24 protein-coding genes are annotated in these 22,123 nt (G+C 64.9%); 12 read left to right on the forward strand and 12 right to left on the reverse strand.

Annotated elements, in window-relative coordinates; genetic code table 11:
• Nucleotides 1-33 precede the first annotated feature (33 nt).
• Nucleotides 34-1,137, reverse strand: coding sequence for an alkene reductase (locus F468_RS0105470; protein WP_038049066.1), 1,104 nt, complete (start codon nucleotides 1,135-1,137; stop codon nucleotides 34-36).
• A 160-nt stretch (nucleotides 1,138-1,297) separates the two neighbouring features.
• On the opposite strand from F468_RS0105470, the gene F468_RS0105475 reads away from it, so the two are divergent.
• From F468_RS0105475 to F468_RS0105485, 3 genes are all read left to right on the forward strand, one after another.
• On the forward strand, nucleotides 1,298-1,846 hold the full coding sequence (locus F468_RS0105475) for a glutathione peroxidase (RefSeq protein WP_018138033.1): 549 nt from the start codon (nucleotides 1,298-1,300) through the stop codon (nucleotides 1,844-1,846).
• Between the two features lie 380 nt (nucleotides 1,847-2,226).
• Nucleotides 2,227-2,589 carry a nucleotide pyrophosphohydrolase gene (locus F468_RS0105480; RefSeq protein ID WP_018138034.1) on the forward strand — a complete coding sequence of 121 codons (363 nt, stop codon included), beginning with the start codon at nucleotides 2,227-2,229 and terminating at the stop codon, nucleotides 2,587-2,589.
• Between the two features lie 143 nt (nucleotides 2,590-2,732).
• Nucleotides 2,733-3,497, forward strand: coding sequence for an SDR family NAD(P)-dependent oxidoreductase (locus F468_RS0105485; protein WP_018138035.1), 765 nt, complete (start codon nucleotides 2,733-2,735; stop codon nucleotides 3,495-3,497).
• Nucleotides 3,498-3,630: 133 nt separating this feature from the next.
• Here F468_RS0105485 and F468_RS0105490 read toward each other — a convergent pair whose 3' ends face one another.
• The 5 genes from F468_RS0105490 to F468_RS0105515 all read right to left on the reverse strand — a co-directional run bounded on the left by F468_RS0105490 (nucleotide 3,631) and on the right by F468_RS0105515 (nucleotide 6,623).
• Complete coding sequence (locus F468_RS0105490; RefSeq protein ID WP_018994734.1) at nucleotides 3,631-4,296, reverse strand: DUF3012 domain-containing protein; 666 nt, start codon at nucleotides 4,294-4,296, stop codon at nucleotides 3,631-3,633.
• Nucleotides 4,297-4,440: 144 nt separating this feature from the next.
• Nucleotides 4,441-5,070 (reverse strand): MarC family protein, encoded by a 630-nt coding sequence (locus F468_RS0105495; protein ID WP_018138037.1) that lies wholly within the window; start codon nucleotides 5,068-5,070, stop codon nucleotides 4,441-4,443.
• A gap of 479 nt (nucleotides 5,071-5,549) precedes the next feature.
• Entirely contained in the window at nucleotides 5,550-5,849 is a 300-nt protein-coding gene (locus tag F468_RS0105505) for a type II toxin-antitoxin system RelE/ParE family toxin (RefSeq protein WP_018138039.1), read from the reverse strand.
• Between the two features lie 25 nt (nucleotides 5,850-5,874).
• A complete protein-coding gene (locus tag F468_RS0105510; RefSeq protein ID WP_018994284.1) occupies nucleotides 5,875-6,126 on the reverse strand; it encodes a YlcI/YnfO family protein in 252 nt (83 codons plus the stop codon).
• A 164-nt stretch (nucleotides 6,127-6,290) separates the two neighbouring features.
• Nucleotides 6,291-6,623: a DUF3634 family protein gene (locus tag F468_RS0105515; RefSeq protein ID WP_018994735.1), complete on the reverse strand. Its 333-nt coding sequence runs from the start codon at nucleotides 6,621-6,623 to the stop codon at nucleotides 6,291-6,293.
• 225 nt (nucleotides 6,624-6,848) lie between these two features.
• Between F468_RS0105515 and F468_RS0105520 the strand changes: the two genes are divergently transcribed.
• Complete coding sequence (locus tag F468_RS0105520) at nucleotides 6,849-7,205, forward strand: PilZ domain-containing protein (protein WP_018994736.1); 357 nt, start codon at nucleotides 6,849-6,851, stop codon at nucleotides 7,203-7,205.
• A 210-nt stretch (nucleotides 7,206-7,415) separates the two neighbouring features.
• Here F468_RS0105520 and F468_RS14125 read toward each other — a convergent pair whose 3' ends face one another.
• Entirely contained in the window at nucleotides 7,416-8,303 is an 888-nt protein-coding gene (locus F468_RS14125; protein ID WP_081616965.1) for a HEPN domain-containing protein, read from the reverse strand.
• 895 nt (nucleotides 8,304-9,198) lie between these two features.
• Here F468_RS14125 and katG point away from each other — a divergent pair.
• The gene (gene katG, locus F468_RS0105525) at nucleotides 9,199-11,391 is read left to right on the forward strand and encodes a catalase/peroxidase HPI (RefSeq protein WP_018994737.1); all 2,193 of its coding nucleotides are present in this window, start codon (nucleotides 9,199-9,201) and stop codon (nucleotides 11,389-11,391) included.
• Between the two features lie 122 nt (nucleotides 11,392-11,513).
• On the opposite strand, the gene F468_RS14640 is transcribed toward katG, so the two are convergent.
• Nucleotides 11,514-11,639 (reverse strand): hypothetical protein, encoded by a 126-nt coding sequence (locus F468_RS14640; protein ID WP_018994738.1) that lies wholly within the window; start codon nucleotides 11,637-11,639, stop codon nucleotides 11,514-11,516.
• Between the two features lie 395 nt (nucleotides 11,640-12,034).
• On the opposite strand from F468_RS14640, the gene F468_RS0105535 reads away from it, so the two are divergent.
• Nucleotides 12,035-12,409 (forward strand): PilZ domain-containing protein, encoded by a 375-nt coding sequence (locus F468_RS0105535; RefSeq protein ID WP_018994739.1) that lies wholly within the window; start codon nucleotides 12,035-12,037, stop codon nucleotides 12,407-12,409.
• Between the two features lie 233 nt (nucleotides 12,410-12,642).
• On the opposite strand, the gene corA is transcribed toward F468_RS0105535, so the two are convergent.
• Complete coding sequence (gene corA / locus F468_RS0105540) at nucleotides 12,643-13,716, reverse strand: magnesium/cobalt transporter CorA (RefSeq protein ID WP_018994740.1); 1,074 nt, start codon at nucleotides 13,714-13,716, stop codon at nucleotides 12,643-12,645.
• Between the two features lie 138 nt (nucleotides 13,717-13,854).
• On the opposite strand from corA, the gene F468_RS0105545 reads away from it, so the two are divergent.
• Together F468_RS0105545 and F468_RS0105550 are read left to right on the forward strand one after the other, a co-directional pair.
• Complete coding sequence (locus tag F468_RS0105545; RefSeq protein ID WP_018138048.1) at nucleotides 13,855-14,340, forward strand: universal stress protein; 486 nt, start codon at nucleotides 13,855-13,857, stop codon at nucleotides 14,338-14,340.
• A gap of 16 nt (nucleotides 14,341-14,356) precedes the next feature.
• Entirely contained in the window at nucleotides 14,357-14,611 is a 255-nt protein-coding gene (locus F468_RS0105550) for a Smr/MutS family protein (protein ID WP_018138049.1), read from the forward strand.
• Between the two features lie 86 nt (nucleotides 14,612-14,697).
• On the opposite strand, the gene F468_RS0105555 is transcribed toward F468_RS0105550, so the two are convergent.
• Together F468_RS0105555 and F468_RS0105560 are read right to left on the reverse strand one after the other, a co-directional pair.
• Nucleotides 14,698-15,675, reverse strand: coding sequence for a patatin-like phospholipase family protein (locus F468_RS0105555; RefSeq protein ID WP_018994741.1), 978 nt, complete (start codon nucleotides 15,673-15,675; stop codon nucleotides 14,698-14,700).
• Nucleotides 15,676-15,685: 10 nt separating this feature from the next.
• On the reverse strand, nucleotides 15,686-16,117 hold the full coding sequence (locus F468_RS0105560) for a hypothetical protein (protein WP_018862951.1): 432 nt from the start codon (nucleotides 16,115-16,117) through the stop codon (nucleotides 15,686-15,688).
• Nucleotides 16,118-16,217: 100 nt separating this feature from the next.
• On the opposite strand from F468_RS0105560, the gene F468_RS0105565 reads away from it, so the two are divergent.
• Complete coding sequence (locus F468_RS0105565) at nucleotides 16,218-16,694, forward strand: YbhB/YbcL family Raf kinase inhibitor-like protein (RefSeq protein ID WP_018138052.1); 477 nt, start codon at nucleotides 16,218-16,220, stop codon at nucleotides 16,692-16,694.
• Between the two features lie 208 nt (nucleotides 16,695-16,902).
• Here the strand turns inward: F468_RS0105565 and F468_RS0105570 are convergent, their stop codons facing one another.
• Nucleotides 16,903-17,835: a carbohydrate kinase family protein gene (locus tag F468_RS0105570; protein ID WP_018174573.1), complete on the reverse strand. Its 933-nt coding sequence runs from the start codon at nucleotides 17,833-17,835 to the stop codon at nucleotides 16,903-16,905.
• Between the two features lie 665 nt (nucleotides 17,836-18,500).
• Between F468_RS0105570 and F468_RS14565 the strand changes: the two genes are divergently transcribed.
• From F468_RS14565 to F468_RS0105585, 3 genes are read left to right on the forward strand one after another with little or no spacing between them, the layout of a single operon-like run.
• Complete coding sequence (locus F468_RS14565) at nucleotides 18,501-18,659, forward strand: hypothetical protein (protein ID WP_018138054.1); 159 nt, start codon at nucleotides 18,501-18,503, stop codon at nucleotides 18,657-18,659.
• Nucleotides 18,656-19,390 (forward strand): ABC transporter ATP-binding protein, encoded by a 735-nt coding sequence (locus F468_RS0105580; protein WP_018864806.1) that lies wholly within the window; start codon nucleotides 18,656-18,658, stop codon nucleotides 19,388-19,390. The genes F468_RS14565 and F468_RS0105580 overlap by 4 nt, the downstream gene beginning before the upstream one ends.
• A gap of 15 nt (nucleotides 19,391-19,405) precedes the next feature.
• Nucleotides 19,406-21,766: an ABC transporter permease gene (locus F468_RS0105585; RefSeq protein WP_018994742.1), complete on the forward strand. Its 2,361-nt coding sequence runs from the start codon at nucleotides 19,406-19,408 to the stop codon at nucleotides 21,764-21,766.
• Nucleotides 21,767-22,123: the final 357 nt, after the last annotated feature.

A 22,123-nucleotide genomic window follows, 5' to 3' on the forward strand; every position in this document is an offset into this window, starting at 1 on the left:
CGCCTTCTTGCTGGCGACGGGCTTGCCAGGGCACTAGTCGAGCGCGGGGTAGTCCGTGTAGCCGTGTTCGTCGCCACCATAGAAGGTCGCCTCGTCCCATTCGTTCAGCTCGGCATGGCGGCGGAAACGCTCCGGCAGGTCCGGGTTGGCGATGAAGGGGCGGCCGAAGCTCACGAGGTCGCAGCGCCCGGCGTCGATGCGCTGACGGGCCTCCTCGGCGGTGTAGGCGCCGTTGCCGATGTAGGTGCGGCTGAAGTGTTCGCGGATCGCGTCGATCACGGGTTCCGGGCGGCCGGATTCGTGGTTGCCCTGAAACGAGTCCTCGACGACCTCGATATAGCTGATGCCGGTGGCGTCCAGCTCGCGGGCAAAGGCGCTGTAGGTAGCCAGCGGGTCGTCGTCATGCATGTCGTTGAAGCTGCCAGTGGGGCTCACCCGGATGCCGACACGCTCCGGTCCCCATACCTCGATGACCGCGCGCACGACCTCCAGTGGCAGGCGCATGCGGTTTTCGACCGAGCCGCCGTAGGCATCCGTTCGCTGGTTGCAGCCGCTGCGCAGGAACTGGTCCAGCAGATAGCCATTGGCCGCGTGGATCTGCACTCCGTCGAAGCCGGCCTCGCGCGCGTTCTGCGCCGCCTTGCGGTACTGCTCCACGATGTCCGGCAACTCGTCGGTCTCCAGCGCGCGGGGTTCGAGCACCTCCACCATGCCGGAGTCCGCACTGACAAACGTGTAGGCACCTTTGGGCTGGATGGCGGAGGGCGCGACGGGCTGGGCGCCATCGGGCTGAAGCTCCGGGCGCGAGATGCGGCCGACATGCCACAGCTGGGCCTGGATGCGGCCCCCGGCGGCGTGCGCCGCCGCGGTGACCTTGCCCCAGCCGGCGACCTGCTCGGCCGAGTAGATGCCCGGCGTAAAGGCGTAGCCCTTGCCCTGCGGCGATACCTGGGTCGCTTCGCCGATGATCAGGCCCGCTCCGGCACGCTGGGCGTAGTACTCGGCGTTCAGCTCCCAGGGTGCGTCGCCCGGCTGGGCGGCGCGCGAGCGCGTCAGCGGTGACATCAGTATCCGGTTGGGCAGTTCTAGATCGCCAAGGCGATACGGGCGGAAAAGCGGGTCGCTGGAAGCGGTCATCAGGTTCTCCATCTCGGTTGAGTTCGTTCCGTGCGGGGCGTCGGACCGGAACGGGCCGGCGGACGTTCCGCTGCAGGGCGTCACCGGCATCGGGTGGGCGATGCGCAGAACCCTGGCTGTTACCGATGGTCTGAACGTCGAGCTATCGCGGAGATTCGACATGCCCCTGTTCATGCGCCTGTTCGCTGCCATCCTGCTGGTCTTTCCTCTGGCGCTTGCCAGTGCCGCCGAGCCTGACCGGGCGGCGTTGTTCGAGCACGAGCTGGGTCGATTGCACTCCTCCGAGGTGGTCAATCTGCAGGAGCGCTTTCAGGGGCACCCGCTTCTGATCGTCAACACGGCCAGCCACTGTGGCTACACCGATCAGTTCGGCGGGCTGGAACGGCTGCACCAGGATTACCGGGACCAGGGCCTGAAGGTCGTCGGCTTCCCCTCGCACGACTTCAACCAGGAGGCGGATGACGAGGCGGAGACCGCGCGTGTCTGTTTTCAGAACTTCGGCGTGACCTTCGATATGTTCAAGCCGATCGGCGTACGCGGTGACGGTGCGCACCCGATCTTCCGCGAACTGGCGCGCCAGGCCGACGCCCCGCGCTGGAACTTCTACAAGTACGTGGTGGACCGCGACGGCCGGGTGGTCGCGCACTTCCCCAGCCGGGTCGGCCCCAACTCCACCGACCTGCGCGGCGCGATCGAGAGCATCCTGTAGTACGTCTTTCGCGGATGCCGGCCCCGGCGCTCAGGGCAGCGGGACGAACTCGTGCTCGTCGCCCGGGCCTTGCCGGAAACCTCCGCCTTACCAGTTCTGTCTGGTTTGTCCGATACGCTCCTGGCGCAGCAAGCGTCTACTCGGGAGCGTTCCCGGGGCTGTAAGGCGGGTTCTTCCGCCGCACAGGGGGCGGGCTAGGCCTCGCATGCCTGCTCGTCAGTACGTGCGCTGTTCCCGAGCGAGCCGGGACCTCCGGCGTTCGAACATCCCGGTGGCGCCAGTTCTGTGCCTGCGCGGGCGATTACCAGGCGGATTACGGCGCGGCGAGAGTTCGTTACGGTGTCGAGTCCAGAGAAACGGATGCGACAGGAGCGATGGCCATGGGGTCGACCAACACGCGGGGGCTGGATGAGCTGGCGATGCGGCTGGAGGCGTTCGTCGAAGAGCGCGACTGGGCGCAGTTCCATTCGCCGAAGAATCTCTCGATGGCGCTGGCGGGTGAGGTCGGCGAGCTGATCGAGCACTTCCAGTGGCTGACCGAGGAGCAGTCGCGTGGCCTGTCCGGCGAGGCGCTGGAGGAGGTCCGGGCCGAGATCGCAGATGTGCAGATCTATCTGCTGATGCTGGCGCGCAAGCTGAACATCGACCTCGTGCAGGCCGCGAGCGACAAGCTGGAAACCAACGCGAAAAAATACCCGGTGGACAAGGCGCGAGGCCGCGCACGCAAGTACACGAACCTGTAGATCGCTCGTTCGGCCCGCCGGGAGTCGTATGCGGCAAGAGTCGTGACCCGGATCAAGATGCCTGGCCTTTGCCGGGCTGATAATGGTTTTGTCCGCGAGCGCCTTGCCGCGGTTACCCGACTGCACGATGAAGGAGACACAGCATGAGTCCCCTGGAAGGAAAAGTGATCGTAATCACCGGTGGTGCCGGTGGTATTGGCGAGAGCACGGCGCGCATGGCGTACGAGCAGGGCGCCAGTGTGGTGATTACCGACCGCGACGCCGGGCCGGTGGAGGCCATCGCCCAGTCCCTGGGCGAGCGTGCGGTAGGCCTGGCCGTGGACGTCACGCGGCGCGAGGACAACGAGCGCATGGTCGCGACGGCACTGGAACGTTTCGGGCGCCTGGATGGCGTGTTCCTGAACGCCGGGATCGAGGGCGAGGTGGGCCCGTTCGACAGCCGTTCCGACGCGGCTTGGGAAAAGGTCTTTGCCGTCAACGTGCATGGCGTACGTCTGGGCGCGGAGGCGGCCCTTCCTGCGCTGCGTCGCGGCAATGGCGGCAGCATCGTGATCACCTCCAGCGTAGCCGGGCTGCGCGGGGCTGCGGGCCTGTCGCCCTATGTGTCCAGCAAGCACGCGGTGGTGGGCATGATGAAGTGCCTGGCCGCCGAGCTGGGATCGGAGAACATCCGCGTGAATACGCTCAACCCCGGCCCGGTCGCGAACCGCATGATGCAGTCCATCGAGGAGCAGGCGAACCCGGGCCACGCCGACGAGGTGCACAAGTCCTTCGAGGCGCGCATCCCGCTGGGCCGCTACGTCAGTAATGAGGAATGCGCCGGGATGGCGGTATTCCTGCTGTCCGACGCCGCCTCCGGCTGCACGGGCAACACCTTTGTTGTCGACGGCGGCCTCTGCTCGCAGTAGTCAGCCGGGACGCGCCACTCGTCATCGTGCGGCGCGCAAGGCGCTGACGTCATTGCGAGGCCCCGCAGGGGCCGCGGCAATCTGTCGATTGAACCTGCAAGCGGGGCTCCGGGAGCTATGCCGGGGCCCCGCATCAGCGCCCCACGCAGTGGTTGGCAAAGGCGAAGGCGTCGTTCATCGTCCATTGGGCCTGGGGCGTGTTGGCCATGGCGTCGCACCATGCGGGACTGCCAACCGTCTGCGCGCCACCGGCGAACGTGGCCTCCATCTGCCGTTCCAGCCGCTCGTTGGTCCGGGCGAAGTTCAGCCACGCCATCTCCAGGGCCGGCGTTGCATGCGCTGTCTCGACACGCATGATGTTTTCTTCCAGTCGATCCAGCGACTGCTCCATGCGCCCTTCCAGTTCCAGCATGCGCTGGTGGTTTTCCGGGGCATCAAACGACGCCTCCATGACCTCCATCTCGTGTTCCTCGATCGACTCCATGAAGACGATCATCTCGCCTGCCAGCTGTTCCAGGCGCGGCGTCAGTTCTTCGGTCAGCCAGGTGGCGTGCTCATTGGCGGCCTCCCGGCTTTCGACCCCGGCCAGTTCCGCACTCATGGTGTCGAACAACTCGATCCAGGACTCCAAAAAGCCGATCGCGCGCTCCATGGCCGGCGCGTCTGGTTCTTCCTGGATTATGGTGTCCGGTTCCGCGGCCTGGGCCGAGTCGTTCGACTGGCCGCAGCCGGAAAACGTGATCAACACGAAAGCCAGCCCCGCGATGGCTGGCGCGGTAAAGCTCGGTAGGGTGTTCATGGCTGCCTCCCTCGGTTCCCCCTAACCGAACACAAATCAATGCAACAGGATGGGAACCGCGGCCAACAGCGAACGGAATGCGAACAGGCGGCGATTACCTAGTTCATAGCAGCAAACGCACCGGTTTGCCGAGGTGCAAGTTCGTCAGCCCAGCAGGCCGCTTTGCTCGAGGCCGTCGAATATGAACTGCATGGCCAGTGCGCAAAGCAGCACGCCGAGGATACGGGTCAGCACATGGGCGCCGGTGACCCCCAGCAGGTGCTGCAGGCGTGATGCCACCAGCAGACAGATCAGGGCCAGCACCATGATCGCCGCCAGCGCGCCCAGCACCACCGCCTGGGCCATCCAGTCATCGCCGGCCCGGCTCATCAGCAGGATTGCCGCTCCCATCGCGCCCGGCCCGGCCAGCATGGGGGTCGCCAGCGGGAATACCGAGATGTCGCCCCGGCTGCGCGCCTCGCTGGTTTCCGCCGGGGTCGCCGAGACCCCGCCGGAGCTGCGCGCGAAGACCATGTCGATCCCGATCAGCAACAGCAGGATGCCGCCGGCCGTGTACAGAGCCGGCATGGTGATGCCCAGTACCGACAGCACGGCCTCGCCGAACAGCGCGAACAGCATCAGGATGGCGGTCGCCAGCAATGCCGCGCGCCAGGCCACCCGGCGTCGCTGGGCCCGTGTCATGCCCTGGCTCAGCACCGCGAACACGACCGCCACGTCCACGGGGCCTACGGTCACGAAGAAAGTCGCCAGTGCGACCACACCCAGTTCCAGCATTGCTCTCCCCCGATGGCTCGGGTGACCGGATTAGTCGTTGACGTCCCGGCGGGATTCCCGGAATACGAATAGTGTCCGCACTAAGTAGGGGCTGACCAAAGTCAGGATCACCCATCCATTGAACAGCCATCCGGGCGCCCGGTCCACCTGCAGCCAGCTCCCCACTGCAAGGAGCGCAATCGGCGCCAGGATTGCGAGCACCGCATACGACGCGCGCGTACCGAAGCGCGCCCCATTCCCCGAAAAGACGATCGCGATAGCCATCCCCAGGAGAAAAACAGGAAGAAGTAGAGGCCACAACATTCGCGTCTAACCCACCCGGATTCCGCGAATTTCAGCCCCTTCCATCTGCGCAGCTCCTGTTGGATGGCGAATCGCCATATCGTTCGCGGTTACGGCGCCATCGAACCCCGTTGGTTGGCGGTCCCTGTGACATCCTCTGAGCCAATGGCCCGGTCCTGTAATTACCCGTGGACGCATTAGAAGTAGTCGTCCTCGCGCTGGTGCCGAAACGCCAGGAGGGAGACCGTCTCGGCATCGTCGATCTCGAACAGGGCGACATAACCCGAGCGGCCAAACGGAATCAGGAGTTCGCGGATGCGGGGGTGGGAGGCGTCGGGCATGCGGCAGCTCAGCGGAAAGCGCTCGAGTAGCGATACCGCCTCGCCGATGGCGGCCCGAGCATGGGCCGCGGCCGTTGGGTCGCGCTCCGCGAGGAAAGCGACAAGCCGCAGGAGATCTTCGCGCGCCTGCGCTGTAAATCGTACCGAGTAACTCATCCTTGAGACTCCAGCGGTTGGGCTACTACTTGCTTAAGAGACGGTCGAGATCATCGAGTACCGATTGGGCCGGGTAGTACTCGCCCGTTTCCCGGGCGCTGCGTGCGGACTCCAGGCCGCGCGCCAGGAACTCGGCCCGGGCTCGTCGACGGTCAATCTCGTGGCGTACGGCATCCTCGATAAAGGCCGACAGTGTCTCCCCTTCGCCAAGGGCTTGCTCCACCTGATGCCGAAAGCCATCGCTCACCCGCAGGGCTGGCAACGTCGTGTTTTTCATCCTGTGTCTCCGCAACCGCCTTCCCGTATTGTATCGCAAATGCAATACAGAATGCTGGCCTGCATTCGAAGGTGTTATCGCCTGTCAGGGATAACGAGTGGCAAAGGAAGGTCTGGTGCTGAAGTCGTCACTGCGAGACTGCGGCCATCCGCCGAACTGGCCAGCTATCCGGTCGCGCGCATGCCGCCGCCGCCTCCGCCGCCCGGCGGGGGCGTCCAGACGTTGCGAAAGGCCTGGTGGGTCTTTGCTGGCAGGTCGCGGGAGAAGCGCAGTTGCACGCCCGCGTCGGTGCGCACGGCGGCGATGCGGCCCCGCTTGAGCCCGAACTGGCGTGCCACGTCCTCGCAGCCACGCACAAAGCCGGCCGGGGGCTTGCCGCGTCGCACGCGGGCCTTGCCATCGCGCAGCTCCACCGAGAACACCTGCCGCGCATGCCAGAGCATCAGCGCGACAGCCAGGCCCAGCAACAAGAGCATGATCAACAGCGTAAGGAGCATCACCGAATGGGGCGCCAAATGGGACGAGAATCGGCGCCCAGTGTAGCGCACGCCCTACTGCGTCGATCGCATGTCACAGCGGCGAGCTGGGGTCTCCCGATGCGTGCGGGGCGAAGTGCGGACGGTTCCGCATGGCCTGCGAGCCGGGGCCATGCGCGTGTACTACAGTCCAAAGAAAGACACGAACATGCCGTGGCGGAATAAGCTGCGGGGGGAGTGTGGCCAATGGAGCTTCGCGAAGGGCGTCGCAGGGCGATCGGCATGACCGCCGAGGTAGAGGCTCGATCCGGTGCCCCAGGGTATCGCGCCCGTGGCCGGGTCCGGGATGTCAGCCTCAGCGGGTTGTACCTGGAGCTGCCGGTTTCCGGTCTCTCCGAGAATTCCAGAGTGCGGCTGATTGTAAGCCCTGAAGAAGCGCCCGACGGCCGGACCCATGTCTGGCATTGCATCGTCATGCGCCTGGACGAGAACGGCGCGGGCGTGATGTTCGAAACCGAAGACCCGTCCAACGTCGACGGCCTCCTGGATCTGATGCGCGAGCGCCTCGGGCTGCCACCCCCGAGGCGATCATTTCGCGGCTGAAATGCCTCTTCTACGCTTCAAAACCGCCCCTTGAGGGCGCGAAACACACGTTCCTACGGAGAGTTCGCCTAGTCCGACCCCGTCATGTGCGCAGAAGCGGCCCTTTGGCGGACGAAAGTCCCGTTCCTACAGCAAGTTACCTTGGCCCGACCCCGTCACCTTAAGTCTCGTTTCTACAAAGAGTTACCGTGATCGGACCCCCTCACTTCGTCATGGCTTGTTTCGTTCAATAAGCTCCGTGACACCATTTAATATGACAATCGACGCATGGTGAGCATCTAAGGCGTCTCCTCGTGGAACGCTTTCTTCCCCGTAACGGACCCCCGCCGAGCATTGTATGTACGTTATTGCATCTTGAAGGTTATCACTCAGGCCATGACTTCTTGCATCTTTATAGAGCTCTTTCAGGTTGTGGCCATGAGGATGCGAGCCAGTCTGCGAGAGGATCACATGCTTTAACGATTTTTCTGCAGCCTGGAGTGATGCCCATTTCGATAAGCCATATTCCCGCTGATTATCGTTCAAATGGTTGGCGGAGGTGTTGATGTCGGCTAACGCCAATGACATGAGCTGCTCGTTCTTTGCCAACGAGCGTGCTTTGGTTATCGTGGATAGGGTGAATACGAAAAGGCTTTGAATGTGCTGAAGCTCTTCGTCTGTTAGTGCTTCCCGGAGCCCATCCGCCAGGTCTTTGAAAGCATCAAGAACGTTAAATGCAATCCGCTCCTGAGAAAAAGTTTGAGGCTTAGGATTTCGCTCCCTCTTGGCGTAAAACGATACTGTCCCATAGACTGCTGGAAGTTTGACGATATAGACATCATCGCGGATCGGAACAGCAATCGTTCCTGGACTAAAGTCCTTCTTGATCCTGTCACCGTATCGATTCTCATACCATTGATAGATAGATTCTACGATTGGCCAATTAACAGCAGAAGGGTTTTGGTTGTCCTGCTTAGGCTTTGTCATCGGAAGAGGCAAGCCTAGGCTATGGCCGACCTTCATAACCGCATGGATCGGTCTTTGAGGGATTGTATAACCATGCCTTGCTAATTCTGCGTCTATGTGAACGAGCAAGTCGGATATTTCGCTCTTATCCATATAGAGAGCCTGGCACTGGTTGTGGGAGAGTGAATGAACGTTGGGTCAACATGCACGCGTTCAGTCCGCTATGCAACCGGGTGGGGGAGCGCCGGAAATCAGTGGTGTGCGTCAGATGAGTGGTTCCCTGCTCCTGGTTAGCTTGTTGCTGCGGTCTTGATTGCGTTTGGGGCATGGGGCGGAGGGTCAGGGGTTGACGGGTCGGGTTGTTGGGCGTGTCAGGTAGCCGTGGCCTTGACCGCGTGGTTGCTCTCGCAGTGGCGGTTGAGAAAGGCCTTCGCGTGTTGGGGCAGAGCGAACGACGGTGTGCCGGCCATTTCGCGCGGGTCGGGAGTCCGTCCATGTGACGTAGTTCCGTTGCGTTCCGGAATTACCTTAGCGTTTTTAGGTTTCGATGTGTTCCCCTTGGGTGTGGGAACTTGCGGCGTCTGGTAGTGCGCGGTGGTTACATCAGCTTCGGTGTCGCGTGACGGAGGGGATTTTGTGGCTTGTGGTGGGGATCGGGCTCTCCGCTTTGCTGCGGCCAAGATGACGAAATTGGCGCTTGAGGGCTGAACGGGAGGCCAGGGGGTTGGTCGGACTGGGTAGCCGTATCCGCGGATGTTGAAAGTGAGCAGGATAGGGATGTTGGTGGGGGCAAGGAGTGAAGGTCGTCCACCCTGTGCGCAATCCGCAGCACTCGGCGGCGCGATAACCACGGGCTATCGCCGGGATGGTCAATCTCAACTGGTACCCATGACGCCTGGGGCCTACCTTCATAGAGAGACGGGCAGCAAGCCGTTCTTCGGCCGGTTGGAATCCGGAGTGGAATGGCTCGCGGCCCTAAAGAAAGCCATTGCCGTGTAGACGGATGGCGGTTTCCGAAAGACGAACGAACACGCTCAACGCAGCGAACATGGAGAACGACATGGGTGAGCAGCAGAACATGGGCAAGTGCCCGGTCATGCACGGTGGCCAGACCACCGAGGGCCACTCCGTCACGGAGTGGTGGCCGGAGTCGCTAAATCTGGACATCCTGCATCAGCATGACCGCAAGACGAACCCGATGGGCGAGGACTTTGACTATCGGGAAGAGGTGAAGAAGCTCGACTTCGAGGCCCTGAAGAAGGACATGCACGCGCTGCTGACCGAGAGCCAGGCGTGGTGGCCGGCTGACTGGGGTCACTACGGCGGGCTGATGATCCGCATGTCCTGGCATGCGGCGGGTACCTACCGGATCGCCGATGGCCGGGGTGGCGGTGGCACCGGCAACCAGCGCTTCGCGCCGATCAACAGCTGGCCGGACAACGCGAGCCTGGACAAGGCGCGCCGCTTGCTGTGGCCGCTCAAGAAGAAGTACGGCAACAAGATTAGCTGGGCCGACCTGATCATCCTGGCCGGTAATGTGGCCTACGAGAACATGGGTCTGAAGACCTTCGGCTTTTCCTTCGGACGCGAGGACATCTGGCACCCCGAGAAGGACACCTACTGGGGGGCGGAGAAGGAGTGGCTGGCGCCCTCCGACGAGCGCTACGGCGACGTCGAAAAGCCCAACACCATGGAGAACCCGCTGGCGGCCGTGCAGATGGGTCTGATCTACGTGAACCCGGAAGGGGTTAACGGCAAGCCTGATCCGCTGAAGACCGGCGAGCAGGTGCGCGAGACATTCGCCCGCATGGCGATGAACGACGAGGAGACCGCGGCGCTGACCGCCGGCGGCCACACCGTGGGCAAGTGCCACGGCAACGGCGATGCCGGCGCGCTGGGGCCGGAACCGGAAGGGGCCGATGTCGAGGAACAGGGCTTCGGCTGGAAGAACCCCAACATGCAGGGCAAGGCCGCGAACGCCATCACCTCCGGCATCGAGGGAGCCTGGACCAAGAACCCGACCCAGTTCGACATGGGCTACTTCGAAGCCCTGCTCGACCACGAGTGGGAGCTCAAGAAGAGCCCGGCCGGCGCCTGGCAGTGGGAGCCGGTGGACATGAAGGAGGAAGACAAGCCGGTCGACGCCACGGATCCGTCCATCCGCCATAACCCGATCATGACCGATGCGGACATGGCGATGAAGATGGACCCCGTCTACCGCAAGTACATGGACGCGTTCCGCAAGGACGCCGAGTACTTCAAGGATTGCTTCGCCCGCGCCTGGTTCAAGCTGATCCACCGCGATATGGGCCCGAAGACCCGTTACATCGGGCCGGACGCGCCACAGGAAGATCTGATCTGGCAGGACCCGGTGCCGGCCGGCAACACCGACTACTGCGTGGAGGCCGCCAAGCAGAAGATCGCCGCGAGCGGACTGAGCATTGCCGAGATGGTCGCGACCGCCTGGGACAGCGCCCGTACCTTCCGTGGCTCCGATATGCGCGGTGGTGCCAACGGTGCCCGCATCCGCCTGGCGCCGCAGAAGGACTGGGAAGGCAACGAGCCCGAGCGCCTGGCCCGTGTGCTCAAGGTCTACGAGCAGATCTCCGCCGAGACCGGGGCCAGCGTGGCCGACCTGATCGTGCTGGGTGGTAGCGTGGGCATCGAGCAGGCGGCCCGGGCGGCCGGTCACGATGTGCTGGTGCCGTTCATCCCGGGCCGGGGTGACGCCAGCGCCGAGATGACCGACGCCGACTCCTTCGAGCCGCTGGAGCCGCTGGCCGATGGCTTCCGCAACTGGCTGAAGAAGGACTACGTGGTCAAGCCGGAAGAGATGCTGCTCGACCGGGCCCAGTTGATGGGGCTGACCGCGCCGGAGATGACCGTGCTGATCGGCGGTATGCGCGTGCTGGGCACCAACCATGGTGGCAGCCAGCATGGTGTGTTCACCGACCGTGAAGGTCAGCTGACGAACGACTTCTTCGTCAACCTGACCGACATGACCTACGCCTGGCAGCCCGCGGGCAACGGCGTGTACGAGGTGCGCGATCGCCAGGGCGATCAGGTGAAGTGGACGGCCAGCCGCATCGACCTGGTGTTTGGTTCCAACTCCATCCTGCGTAGCTACGCCGAGGTGTACGCCCAGGATGACAACGAGGAGAAGTTCGTGAAGGACTTCATCCAGGCCTGGACCAAGGTCATGAACGCCGACCGCTTCGACCTGGAGCAGTACCAGCAGTAAGGCCCGAGCCGGGCGGTTCGCCCGGTTCAGATCAAAAGGCGCCCGGGGTTATCCCGGGCGCCTTTTTGTTGCGCAGTGCGAAACCTCTCGGCGTGCCCCCGACAATCGGCGGGAGCGACCCGCTATCCGGTCGCGCGCATGCCGCCGCCATCGCACAACTCGACCGAAAACACCTGCCTTGCGTGCCACAGCATCAGCGCGACGCCAAGGCCCAGCAGGGCGAACACGATCCACAACGTGAGCAGCATGATGGTTAGCGGCACCGAACGGGCTGGGATTGGCGGCCGAGTGAAGCGTATGCCATCCGGTGCCCCTTGCCTCCCGCTGTCACCACCTTCGGAGTTGATGCGGCAGGTGGTCTGCCAACAGAACGGTGGGCGCACTTTTTCCCATTCGCTGGGGGGCTGGCCGAGCCTGGTACCCCGAGGGGAATTTCTGGAGCTAAACGCGCCTTACAGGACCACAAAACTGCCACTGCTCCGTATAAAACCTATTGAATTCAATTTATTAGCGTAGCCTTATCCCGTCTTGAGTCTTGGTGCCCGGAGTGTCCGGCACCGTTAACTCCCTATCCGGATGCATTAGAGTCTGGGCCGCGAAACGACAATCCAGTGCCCGATGGGGCCAAGACGGGAGTTAGATCATGGATCTTCGAGAGGGGCGTCGCAGGGCCGTCCGTGTGGAGGCCGAGGTGGAGACTCTGGCCGGCGACTCTGAGTACAGAGCAAGCGGCCGGGTCCGCGATGTCAGCCTTAGCGGGTTGTATCTGGAACTGACGGACTCGGTTGTCTCGAAAAATGCGAGACTGCGGCTGACCGTGAGCCCGGAGGAGTCCGGGGATGACCGGGCCCACGTCTGGCATTGCATCGTGATGCGGCTGGATGAGCACGGCGTGGGAGCGATGTTCGAGCCTGAAGATCCGTTTGCGGTCGATGGCCTGCTGGATCTGATGCGCGAGAGTATTGGCGTCCGCTCGGTCCAGGATGGTCCGCGGCATGACAGTCTCTGTACACCGTAGACACCACGGGATCACACCTGGCCGTTTGTTCTCGGGACCGACCAGGCGCAAGAGACAAGGCCCGACCCTGGAGCCCAAAAGGCGCTTCAAGACAGAGGCTTACCATGTTCCGGCCCGCCATAGTCCCCATTGGAGTGACGGGGTAAGGGTTGCAGGAGACCAGCCCTCTGGCCGATCCGGCGCAGGCAGAATCCTATCGGCCAGAGGGCTGGCCTCCTGCAGGTGATTGGGGGTTACAGCCAGCGGCGGCGGCGGAACAGGTAGAGCATGCCGAGGACGATGGCGAGCATGATGCCGAGCAGTACGGGATAACCGTAATAGGTGTAGAGCTCGGGCATCGACCACGGGCTGTCGGGGTGGTCGAAGTTCATGCCGTAGATGCCGACGATGAACGTGAGCGGGATGAAGATGGTGGCGATGATGGTGAGCACGCGGATCACGTCGTTGGAGCGCTGGTTCACGGCCGAGAGGTAGGCCTCGATCAGGCTGGAGGCCATGTCACGGTAGGACTCCAGCAGGTCCATGATCTGGATAGTGTGATCGTGGACGTCACGCAGCCAGGGCATCATCTCGGGGCCGAACGGGTCCTGGTCGTCGCGCATCAGGCGGGTGATCACGTCGCGCGTGGGCCAGAGCTGGCGGCGCAGCACCAGCAGCTCGCGGCGCACGACATGGATGCGGCTCAGGGTGTCGTGGTTGGGCTGCGAGAGCACGCGTTCTTCCAAATCTTCGATGCGGTCGCCGAGTTGTTCCATCAGCGGGAAGGCCTGATCCACGACCACGTCCATCAGGGCATAGGCCAGGTACGGGGCTCCCAGGCGATTGAAGTTGCGGTTGGTGCCGCGCATGCGCTGGCGGATGGGCTCGAACGGGTCGGTCTCGCCGCTGTGCACGCTGATCACGAACTGCGGGTGCACGAACAGGTTGAACTGCTCCAGGCGCACGCTATCGCCGTCCAGCTGGGGCTGGTTGAGGATGATCACCGCATAATCGCCAAAGTAGTCGAGCTTGGGGCGCTGGCCGCGATGGCGCACGTCCTCCAGCGCGAGCGGGTGCAGCGCGAAGGCCTCGGCCAGCTGTTGCAGCTGGCGTGGGCTGGGCGCGCCCTGGAAGTGCAGCCAGACGAACCCGTCCGCCGGTGCGCCTTCCTGCAGCACGGTGTCCGGGTTCTGGGGATTCAGTTGTTCGTTGTGGTAGTGCCAGGCGGAAACAGCGGCCTCGGAAGGATGGGGGTGTTCGTGAGCATGCGCCCCGTGGCCCGGGGCTGTGCCGGGTTGCGGGTAGGTTTTCTCGAACAGTCGTGTCATGGGCTCTTCCGGGGCTGTGTTGTCCCGAGTATAGGGCGTTCGCGTGCGCAGACGACACTCGGATGCGGTGGCGCGGCGACTCTGGCAGGCTGGGGCACTGGGCCAGCGCGATGGCCTGTAACGAGGAGCGCGGAGCCGATGGAACTGAAGACCATGCTGGTGCCGGTGGACGGCTCGGCCAACGCCTGGCGCGCGGTGGAAGTGGCAGCGGATCTGGCCGCCAAGTATCAGACGCGGGTGGTGCTGGTCAGCGTGCTGCTGCAGGGCGAGGTGCCGCCGCATATCCGCAAGCTGTCGGAGCTGCCCGATCCGGACGACCCGCCCCTGGCGGTCGGCGGTGCAGCCATTGGATCCGCGGTGCCGCCCAAGGTGTTGCGCGACATAGCGAAAAAGCTGGTGGAACAGGCGCACGAGTACTTCGCCGAGCTGGGCGTGACGGATATCGGCCATCATATCGAGGACGGCTCGCCCGCGAAGGTGATCCTGCAGCAGGCCGAGTACCACGATGTGGATATGATTGTGATGGGCTCGCGCGGGCTGGGCGGGTTGCAGGGACTGCTGGCCGGCAGTGTGTCGCACAAGGTCCAGCAGCTGGCGCGCTGCATCGTGGTGACGGTGAACTGAGCGCCGCTCGTTAGCGATGTCACGACTGTCCATCGACCTGCACGAGTGCTTTCGTAACGGGCGCAAGATCGATGCGGCGCTCAACGGCGCAATCGAAGAGGCCTGCGACAAGCGCATCAAGACGGTGGAGATCATCCACGGCAAGGGCAGCGGGCAACTGAAAAAGCGCGTGCTGCGTTTCCTGCAGCAGCCGGAGATCAAGCAGCGCTACCACCGGGTGGAGAAGGATTCGAAGAACCACGGCCGCCTGTTCGTGCATTTCAAGCACTGAGCAGGCCGTTTCGCCTTTCCTGTAGGAGGCCAGCCCTCTGGCCGATGGGGCGCCGACAAAAACCCATCGGCCAGAGGGCTGGCCTCCTACGGGGGGTGGGGCGAACGCTGTTGGTCCCCCAGGCTGCGTTCGGCGAGGTGGTAGCCGAGTTCGATCATCTCGCGGGCACGGTGGAAGTCGAAGATGCCGCAGGCGTTTACGGGCACCTCGATCAGGTGTTCGGGGTTGTAGGCGGCGATGCGAAAGCGCGCGATCGAGCCCTGCATGGCCTCAATGGAGTGGGAGACGACGTCGATCATGCTGAGCGCTCGGGCCTCCTGCGCGCGGCTCATGCCGTCGGTCGTGGAGCCCAGGCCCAGCTTGCCTGGCCAGTCCTGTAGCCAGCCGCCGACCCGGTCCGGCAATACGTCCTGCAGCCGCTGATTCAGGCGGCTGCGTCCCAGTTTTTCGGCCTCGACGTCATCGAAGGCATTGGGGCGGGTGACGCGCGTGAGTTCGTCGCCCATGCGCCCGTTCATGCTGACGGCCACGGTGATGTCGGTGTGGTCGTTCAGGGTCGGCGCGATGGGTACCGGGTTTAGCAGGGCGCCATCTACCAGCAGCCGTCCGCGATGGCGCACCGGGGTGAACACGGTGGGGATGGCGATGGAGGCGCGAATGGCGTTGAACAGCGAGCCGGAGTTCAGCCAGACCTCGCGTTCGCGCTCGATGTCGGTGGCCACCGCGGTAAAGGAGATCGACAGCTCTTCGATGTCGATGTCGCCCAGCATGTCGCGCAGTTTGCCGATCAGGCGGTCGCCCCGGATCAGCCCGGCACCGCGAAACGAGAAGTCCAGCAGCCGCCAGACATCCTGACGGCGAAGGGTCTTTACCCAGTCCTCGTAGATGTCCAGTTTGCCCGCTGCGTAGATGCCGCCGATCAGGGCGCCCATGGAGGCACCCGAGATGGAGCGAATGCGGTAGTCGGAGTGCTCCTCCAGCCAGCGGATGACCCCGATCTGCGCCAGGCCGCGGGCGCCGCCGCTTCCCAGTACGAGCGAAATCGACTGTTCGTGATCGTCCATCGTCGGGTCGCTAGGAAGAGGCGTCGCTCAGCAGGAAGTCGTGCAGGGTTCGGGCGGACTCCGTGGCCGACTCTTCCAGGCGCACCTGCCACACGGCCACTGGGTGTTCCGGCGACCATTCGCTGATCACCACCAGCCCCGAATAGACGTTCGTGCCGCGGACCGTACCGACGGTGACGCGCCCGGTATCGTCGCCGAACAGGCGGACTTCGAACTCCGAACCGGGCGTGGGCAGGGACCAGTACCCGTTCTGGCCTGTCTCGCGGAATTCTTCGTCGGAGGGATGCACCGCCTCGCCAAAGTGGCGGCGCAACAGTGGTACGGCGAGACGGTGGGGCAGGCCCAGTACGGTCTCGATCCCCGACCGGCCGCGGTCGATCGCGCGCGCAGCCCCGGTTAGGGGGTCTTCTCGGCCCAGCCAGCGTTTTACAGCGTTCAGCATGCCCTCGATGATCCGCGTGACGGCGGGCGGCTGCAACCGGTTGGTGCGGGCCCGGGGCGCGCGTTAGGGTGGCGGGTACGCATTGATCAGGAGATTGGCGATGGGTTTTGCACTGTCCGACCTGCAGCTGTCCAGTTCCGCGTTCGGTCCTGGCCAGCCGATCCCGAAGCGCCATACGGGCGAGGGCGAGGACACCTCGCCAGCGCTCAAGTGGAGCAACCTCCCGCGGGAAACGCGTTCGCTGGCCGTCATTTGCCATGATCCGGATGCCCCGCTGATCAAGTCCGGCACCTACGGCTTTGTGCACTGGGTGCTCTACAACCTGCCGCCGGATACCGACGGCCTGCCCGAGGCGGCTACGCTGGGCGATGTCGGCGAGAACGACTTTGGCGGCACCGGCTACGGCGGCCCGATGCCACCCGAGGGCCACGGCAAGCACCATTACTTCTTCTGGCTGTTGGCGCTGGACCGCGACCTTCAGCTCCCTGCCGGCCTTACGCTTTGGCAGTTCCTGGAGCGCGCCGAGCCCCACGTGATCGGCATGAACCGCCTGGTCGGCACCTACCAGCGCGACTAGCCCTGGAGTCACAGTTCTTATTGTAGGAGCCGCCTTGGCGGCGAAGCCCCTGCCAGAGCCGGGCGCAGGCAGGGGCTTCGCGTGCAAGCACGCTCCCACGGGGCAGGGGTCGGAGCGGGCGCCATCCACAAAAAAGGCCCGGACCGAGGAAACTCGGGCCGGGCCTTTTGCGTTCCCGGGCGGAGTGCCCGGGGCGGCGTGAGGTCGCTTAGTAGCGGTAGCCGAAGGCCTTTTCGAACTTGTCGGCAAATTCGGCGGCGGTGAAGTGGTGGTTCTGGGTGCCGGAGTGGGCGATCTTGATCGAGCCGATCAGCGAGGCGATGCGGCCGGTGGTTTCCCAGTCGTAGCCCTGTTCCAGGCCGAACAGGATGCCGGCGCGGTAGGAGTCGCCACAGCCGGTCGGGTCCTTGATCGCGGCCGGTTCGACCGACGGGATGGTGATCTTCTTGCCGCCGGTGTAGATGTCGGAGCCCTCGCCACCGCGGGTGACGATCATTGCGTCGACCATCTCGGCCATCTGCTCCAGGCTCAGGCCGGTGCGGTCGGAGGTCAGCTGCGCTTCGTAGTCATTGAACGCGGCATAGGTCGCCTGTTCCATGAAGCGCTTCAGGTCGTCGCCGTCGAACATCGGCAGGCCCTGGCCCGGGTCGAACATGAACGGGATGCCGGCCTCGGCGAACTGCTGGGCGTGCTCGATCATGCCGTCACGGCCGTCCGGGGAGACGATGCCGACCTTGATGCCGTCGGCCTCGGTGACCTTCTGCTGGTGCGAGAAGCCCATTGCGCCCGGGTGGAACGCGGTGATCTGGTTGTCGTCCTGGTCCGTGGTGATGAACGCCTGACCGGTGTAGGTGTCGTTCAGCTCCTTGATGTGCTTGCGCGAGATGCTGTGCTTGTCCATCCAGTCGGCATAGGGGGCGAAGTCGCCGCCGACGGTGGCCATGATGGTCGGCTCGCCGCCCAGCAGCTTCATGTTGTAGGCGATGTTGCCGGCGCACCCGCCGAACTCGCGACGCATGTCCGGGACCAGGAAGGACACGTTCAGCATGTGCACCTTGTCCGGCAGGATGTGGTTCTTGAAGCGGTCGGGGAACACCATGATGGTGTCGTACGCGATGGACCCACAGATGAGTGCGGACATGTTGACTCCTTGCGTTGTTGAAACGGGTTGGCATGGCACCGCTTGTGGTGCCAAAACGGCTCTGCGGCGCGCGATTTCGGGATGCTCGGCGCGTCTGCGGCAGGCCGGACGGTGCGCATAGGGTAAATATTTGGGCGCAAAACAACAAATCGGGGGCCCCCGCGACGCCGTTCGTGCCACCGTCATCGCGAGTCGCGAATCGCGAAGCGAGGTGGCGATCTCCGTTCGAAGCCACCTGTTCCTGCGTGCAGACAGCTTTGGCCGATTGCCACGTCGCCTTCGGCTCCTCGCAATGACTTTGCTTTTGCCCCCCGTCATTGCGAGGGGCGCAGCGACGAAGCAACCTCCGAAAGCTGGCGGGGCGTCCACGATTCGCCCTGGGTGACAGCCTCAGGAGATTATTCGCTTCGCTCTCCATGCGGGCCGGCCTGCGGCCATTCAACGCGCTGAGCGCGTTTGTGCCACGGCCCCTGAAGGGGCCTCGCAATAACGGGACAGGAAACAACGTCATCGTGAGGAGCCGAAGGCGACGTGGCGATCTCCGGGCGTAACCCCGACGTTGGCCTGGCCCGGCCCGGCCGGGGCGGTGGCGCTGCTTTTGGCGACGCCGTGCCGGAGGCTTTGTGGCAGCATTGGGGGTACTGTCGCGAGCGAGGGCCTGTCCGATGAAACCACGTGTCCTGATCCCGATCCTGATCATTCTGCTGTTGCTGCTGAGCCTGTGGTCCATGAGCCTGGATGGCGAGGGCGGCATCCTGCCGAGCGCGCCCGAGCCGGGGGCCTCGGCACCGCAAACCACGCACCTGGTGGCCGCTCCCGCATGAGCGCGTCCCCGGCCCCCGTGGCCACGCGGGAGACGATCTTTCGCGCGGCGGGGGTGACCAAGGTCTACCGCATGGGCGAGGTGACCATCCACGCCCTGCGCGGGGTGGACCTGGAGCTGTACACCGGTGAGCTGGTGGTGATGCTGGGGGCCTCGGGCTCCGGCAAGTCGACGCTGCTGAACATCATGGGCGGGCTGGACACCGCGACCGAGGGCGAGGTGCGCTACCGCGACCAGGACCTGGCGCAGGCCTCCGAGCGCACGCTGACGGCCTTTCGCCGCGACCATGTCGGTTTCGTGTTCCAGTTCTACAACCTGATCGCCAGCCTGACCGCGCGCGAGAACGTGGCGATCGTCACCGAGATCTCGCGCGACCCGATGCCACCGGAGGAGGCGCTGGCGCTGGTCGGGCTGGAGGACCGCATGGACCACTTCCCCTCGCAGCTCTCCGGTGGCGAACAACAGCGCGTGGCCATCGCCCGCGCGATCGCCAAGCAGCCCGCCGTGCTGTTGTGCGACGAGCCGACCGGCGCGCTGGATTCGAAGACCGGTATCCGTGTGCTGGAGGTGCTGCAGCACATCAACGAGCGCCTGGACACGACGGTGGCGATCATCACTCACAACGCGGTGATCGGCGAGATGGCGGATCGGGTGATCCACCTGAGCGACGGACGCGTGAGCGAGATCCACGAAAACGCCACGCGCCAGTCCCCGGCCGAACTGCACTGGTAGCGACCGCGGCCGACCATGCGCGCGCTGAACCGCAAGATCCTGCGTGATCTCGGCCACCTGAAGGGGCAGGCGGCGGCGATCGCGCTGGTGATCGCCAGCGGCGTGATGACGCTGGTGATCGCCGTGACGAGCCTCGACGCCCTGACCATCACCAAGGACCGTTTCTACTCGGAATACCAGTTCGCCGATGTATTCGCGGAGATCACGCGCGCGCCGGACAGCGCGGTGGAGCGCTTTCGCGATACGCCGGGGATCAACCAGGTCGAGACCCGAGTGCGGGCCCCGGTGCGTCTGGAGGTCGCCGGTTTTGACGATCCCATCCGCGGCACGGTGCTCTCCATACCGGACGGCGGCGAGCCGTTGCTGAACCGGCTCTATCTGCGCGAGGGTCGGCTGCCGGAGGCCGGGCGCGAGCGCGAGGCGGTCGTCAGCGAGGCCTTTGCCGAGGCCCACGAGCTGCGGGCCGGCGATTCCCTGCGCGCGATCATCGACGGGCGCCTGACCGATCTGCAGATCAGCGGCATCGCGTTGTCGCCGGAGTTTGTCTATCAAATCAGCCCCACCGACCTGCTGCCGGACTACGAGCGCTACGGCATCCTGTGGATGAACCGCCGCGCGCTGGCCGCCGCCTACGGCATGGAGGGGGCGTTCAACTCAGTGGCCGTAAGCCTGGAGGCGGGTGCGGACCCGGCCCCCGTGATCGAGGCGATGGACCGGGAGCTGGCCCGCTACGGCGGCATGGGGGCCTATGGCCGCGATGATCAGTTCTCGCATCGCTTTCTGTCCGAGGAGCTGACCCAGCTGCGGGCGCAGGCGGCGATCCTGCCGACCATCTTCCTGGCCGTCGCGGCGTTTCTGCTGAACGTCGTTGTTGGTCGCATCATCCGTTCCCAGCGCGAGCCGATTGCCGTGCTCAAGGCCTTCGGCTACGGCAACGGCTCGATCGCCGGGCACTATGCCCTGCTGACCGGGGGCATCGTGCTGGTGGGCTGCGCCCTGGGGCTCGCGTTCGGGGCCTGGGCCGCACAGGGCCTGGCCGGGATCTACGCCGAATACTTCCGCTTCCCCGAGATGAGCTTTCGCCTGCAGGGCTGGGTGATGGTGCTGGCGGTGGGTGTGGCCATGGGCGCGGCGATGCTCGGCACCTTCCGCGCGGTCTGGCAGGCGGTGCGCATGCAACCGGCCGAGGCCATGCGCCCGCCGGCCCCGGAGCGCTTTCACCGCGGCTGGCTGGAGCGCTCGGCGGCCTGGGGCGCGTTCGACCAGCCGACCCGGATCATCCTGCGCAACCTCGCGCGCCACCGGCTCAAGTCCGTGCTGTCGGTGATCGGCATTGGCCTGTCCGGGGGGCTGCTGCTGATGGGCGCCTACCAGCTGAACGCGGTGACCCAGATGCTGGACACCCAGTACGGGCAGGTGCTGCAGATGGACATCGACCTGCAGTTCACCGATCCCGTGCCGGCGCGCGCGGCCGGCGAGCTGCGTCACGAGCCGGGCGTGCTGGCGGTGGAGACCTTCCGCGCGGTACCGGTGCGGCTGGTCGGCGTGAACCGCGAGGAGCGCGTGCGCCTGCTGGGGCTGGACGCCGAACCGCGCCTGCGGCAACTGCCGATGGGCGGCGGGCGCGGGCGACTGCCGGACGAGGGCATCCTGCTGACGGATTATCTGGCCGAACAGCTCGGGCTGCGCGTGGGCGACCCGGTGGAGGTGGAGATCCTGGAGGGGCGCCGCCGCACCGTCTCGGTGCCGCTGGCCGGTGTGGTGGAGGAGCCCATCGGTGTCGGGGCCTATATGTACCGCCCGGCGTTGAACCGCCTGATCGGCGAGGGCCCGGCGGTCTCCGGTGCCTGGCTGCTGACCGACCGCGCACAGGAGGACGCGCTGTTCCGCAGCCTGTCCGACCGCCCGCGGGTCGCCAGCGTCGGACTGATCGCCGAGGCCGAGCGCAACATCCGCGAATACATCGGCGAGACCGTCATCGTGTTCGCGATGGTGTTCGTCGCGCTGGCCGTGTCCATCGCCTTTGCCGTGACCTACAACAACGCACGCATCACCTATGCCGAGCGCGCCCGCGACCTGGCCACGCTGGAGGTGCTCGGCTATTCGCGCGGCCAGGTCAGCTGGATCCTGCTCGGCGAGATCGCAGTGCTGACCCTCGCGGCGATCCCCGTCGCCTGGCTGACCGGCACGGGCTTCGCCTGGCTGCTGAACCAGGCCTTTGCGATGGACCTGTTCCGCGTGCCGCTGGTGATCACGCCGCAGGCCTACGGCTTCGCCGCACTCGGCATCCTGGTCGCGGCCAGTCTGACCGCCTTTCTTGCCTGGCGGCGCCTGCAGCAGCTCGACCGCGTACAGGCCCTGAAGGCGTCGGAGTAGCGGTCGTTGTTGCCCGCCTTTTTTGGCTGGATCTGGTTCGGCATCTGGTGTTTACGGTGGCCTTGGTCCACCGCCTGCCAAGCGCTGTCTCGGCAGCGCACCCCGAGGTACTTCTTTGCTCGTGCAAAGAAGTACCCAAGAAACACGCCCGACTGCCGCGACCCCGGCCCGCTGTGCGGGCCGGGGTTTCCCTCGCTCCGAGGCTTTTCGCGGGCGGCGCTGAAACTCGCTGCGCCTTCGGCTCCGCTCAGACAGTCAGCGCCTCTCTTCCCGCGAAAACCCTCTCCACTCGGCGCGACGACAACGGGGGTGAAGGTCCAAACAACGGCTGTCCCAGCGGCGTAGCACATGGATGGA

This window comes from Thioalkalivibrio sp. ALJ2 (assembly GCF_000378325.1).
Lineage (GTDB): Bacteria > Pseudomonadota > Gammaproteobacteria > Ectothiorhodospirales > Ectothiorhodospiraceae > Thioalkalivibrio.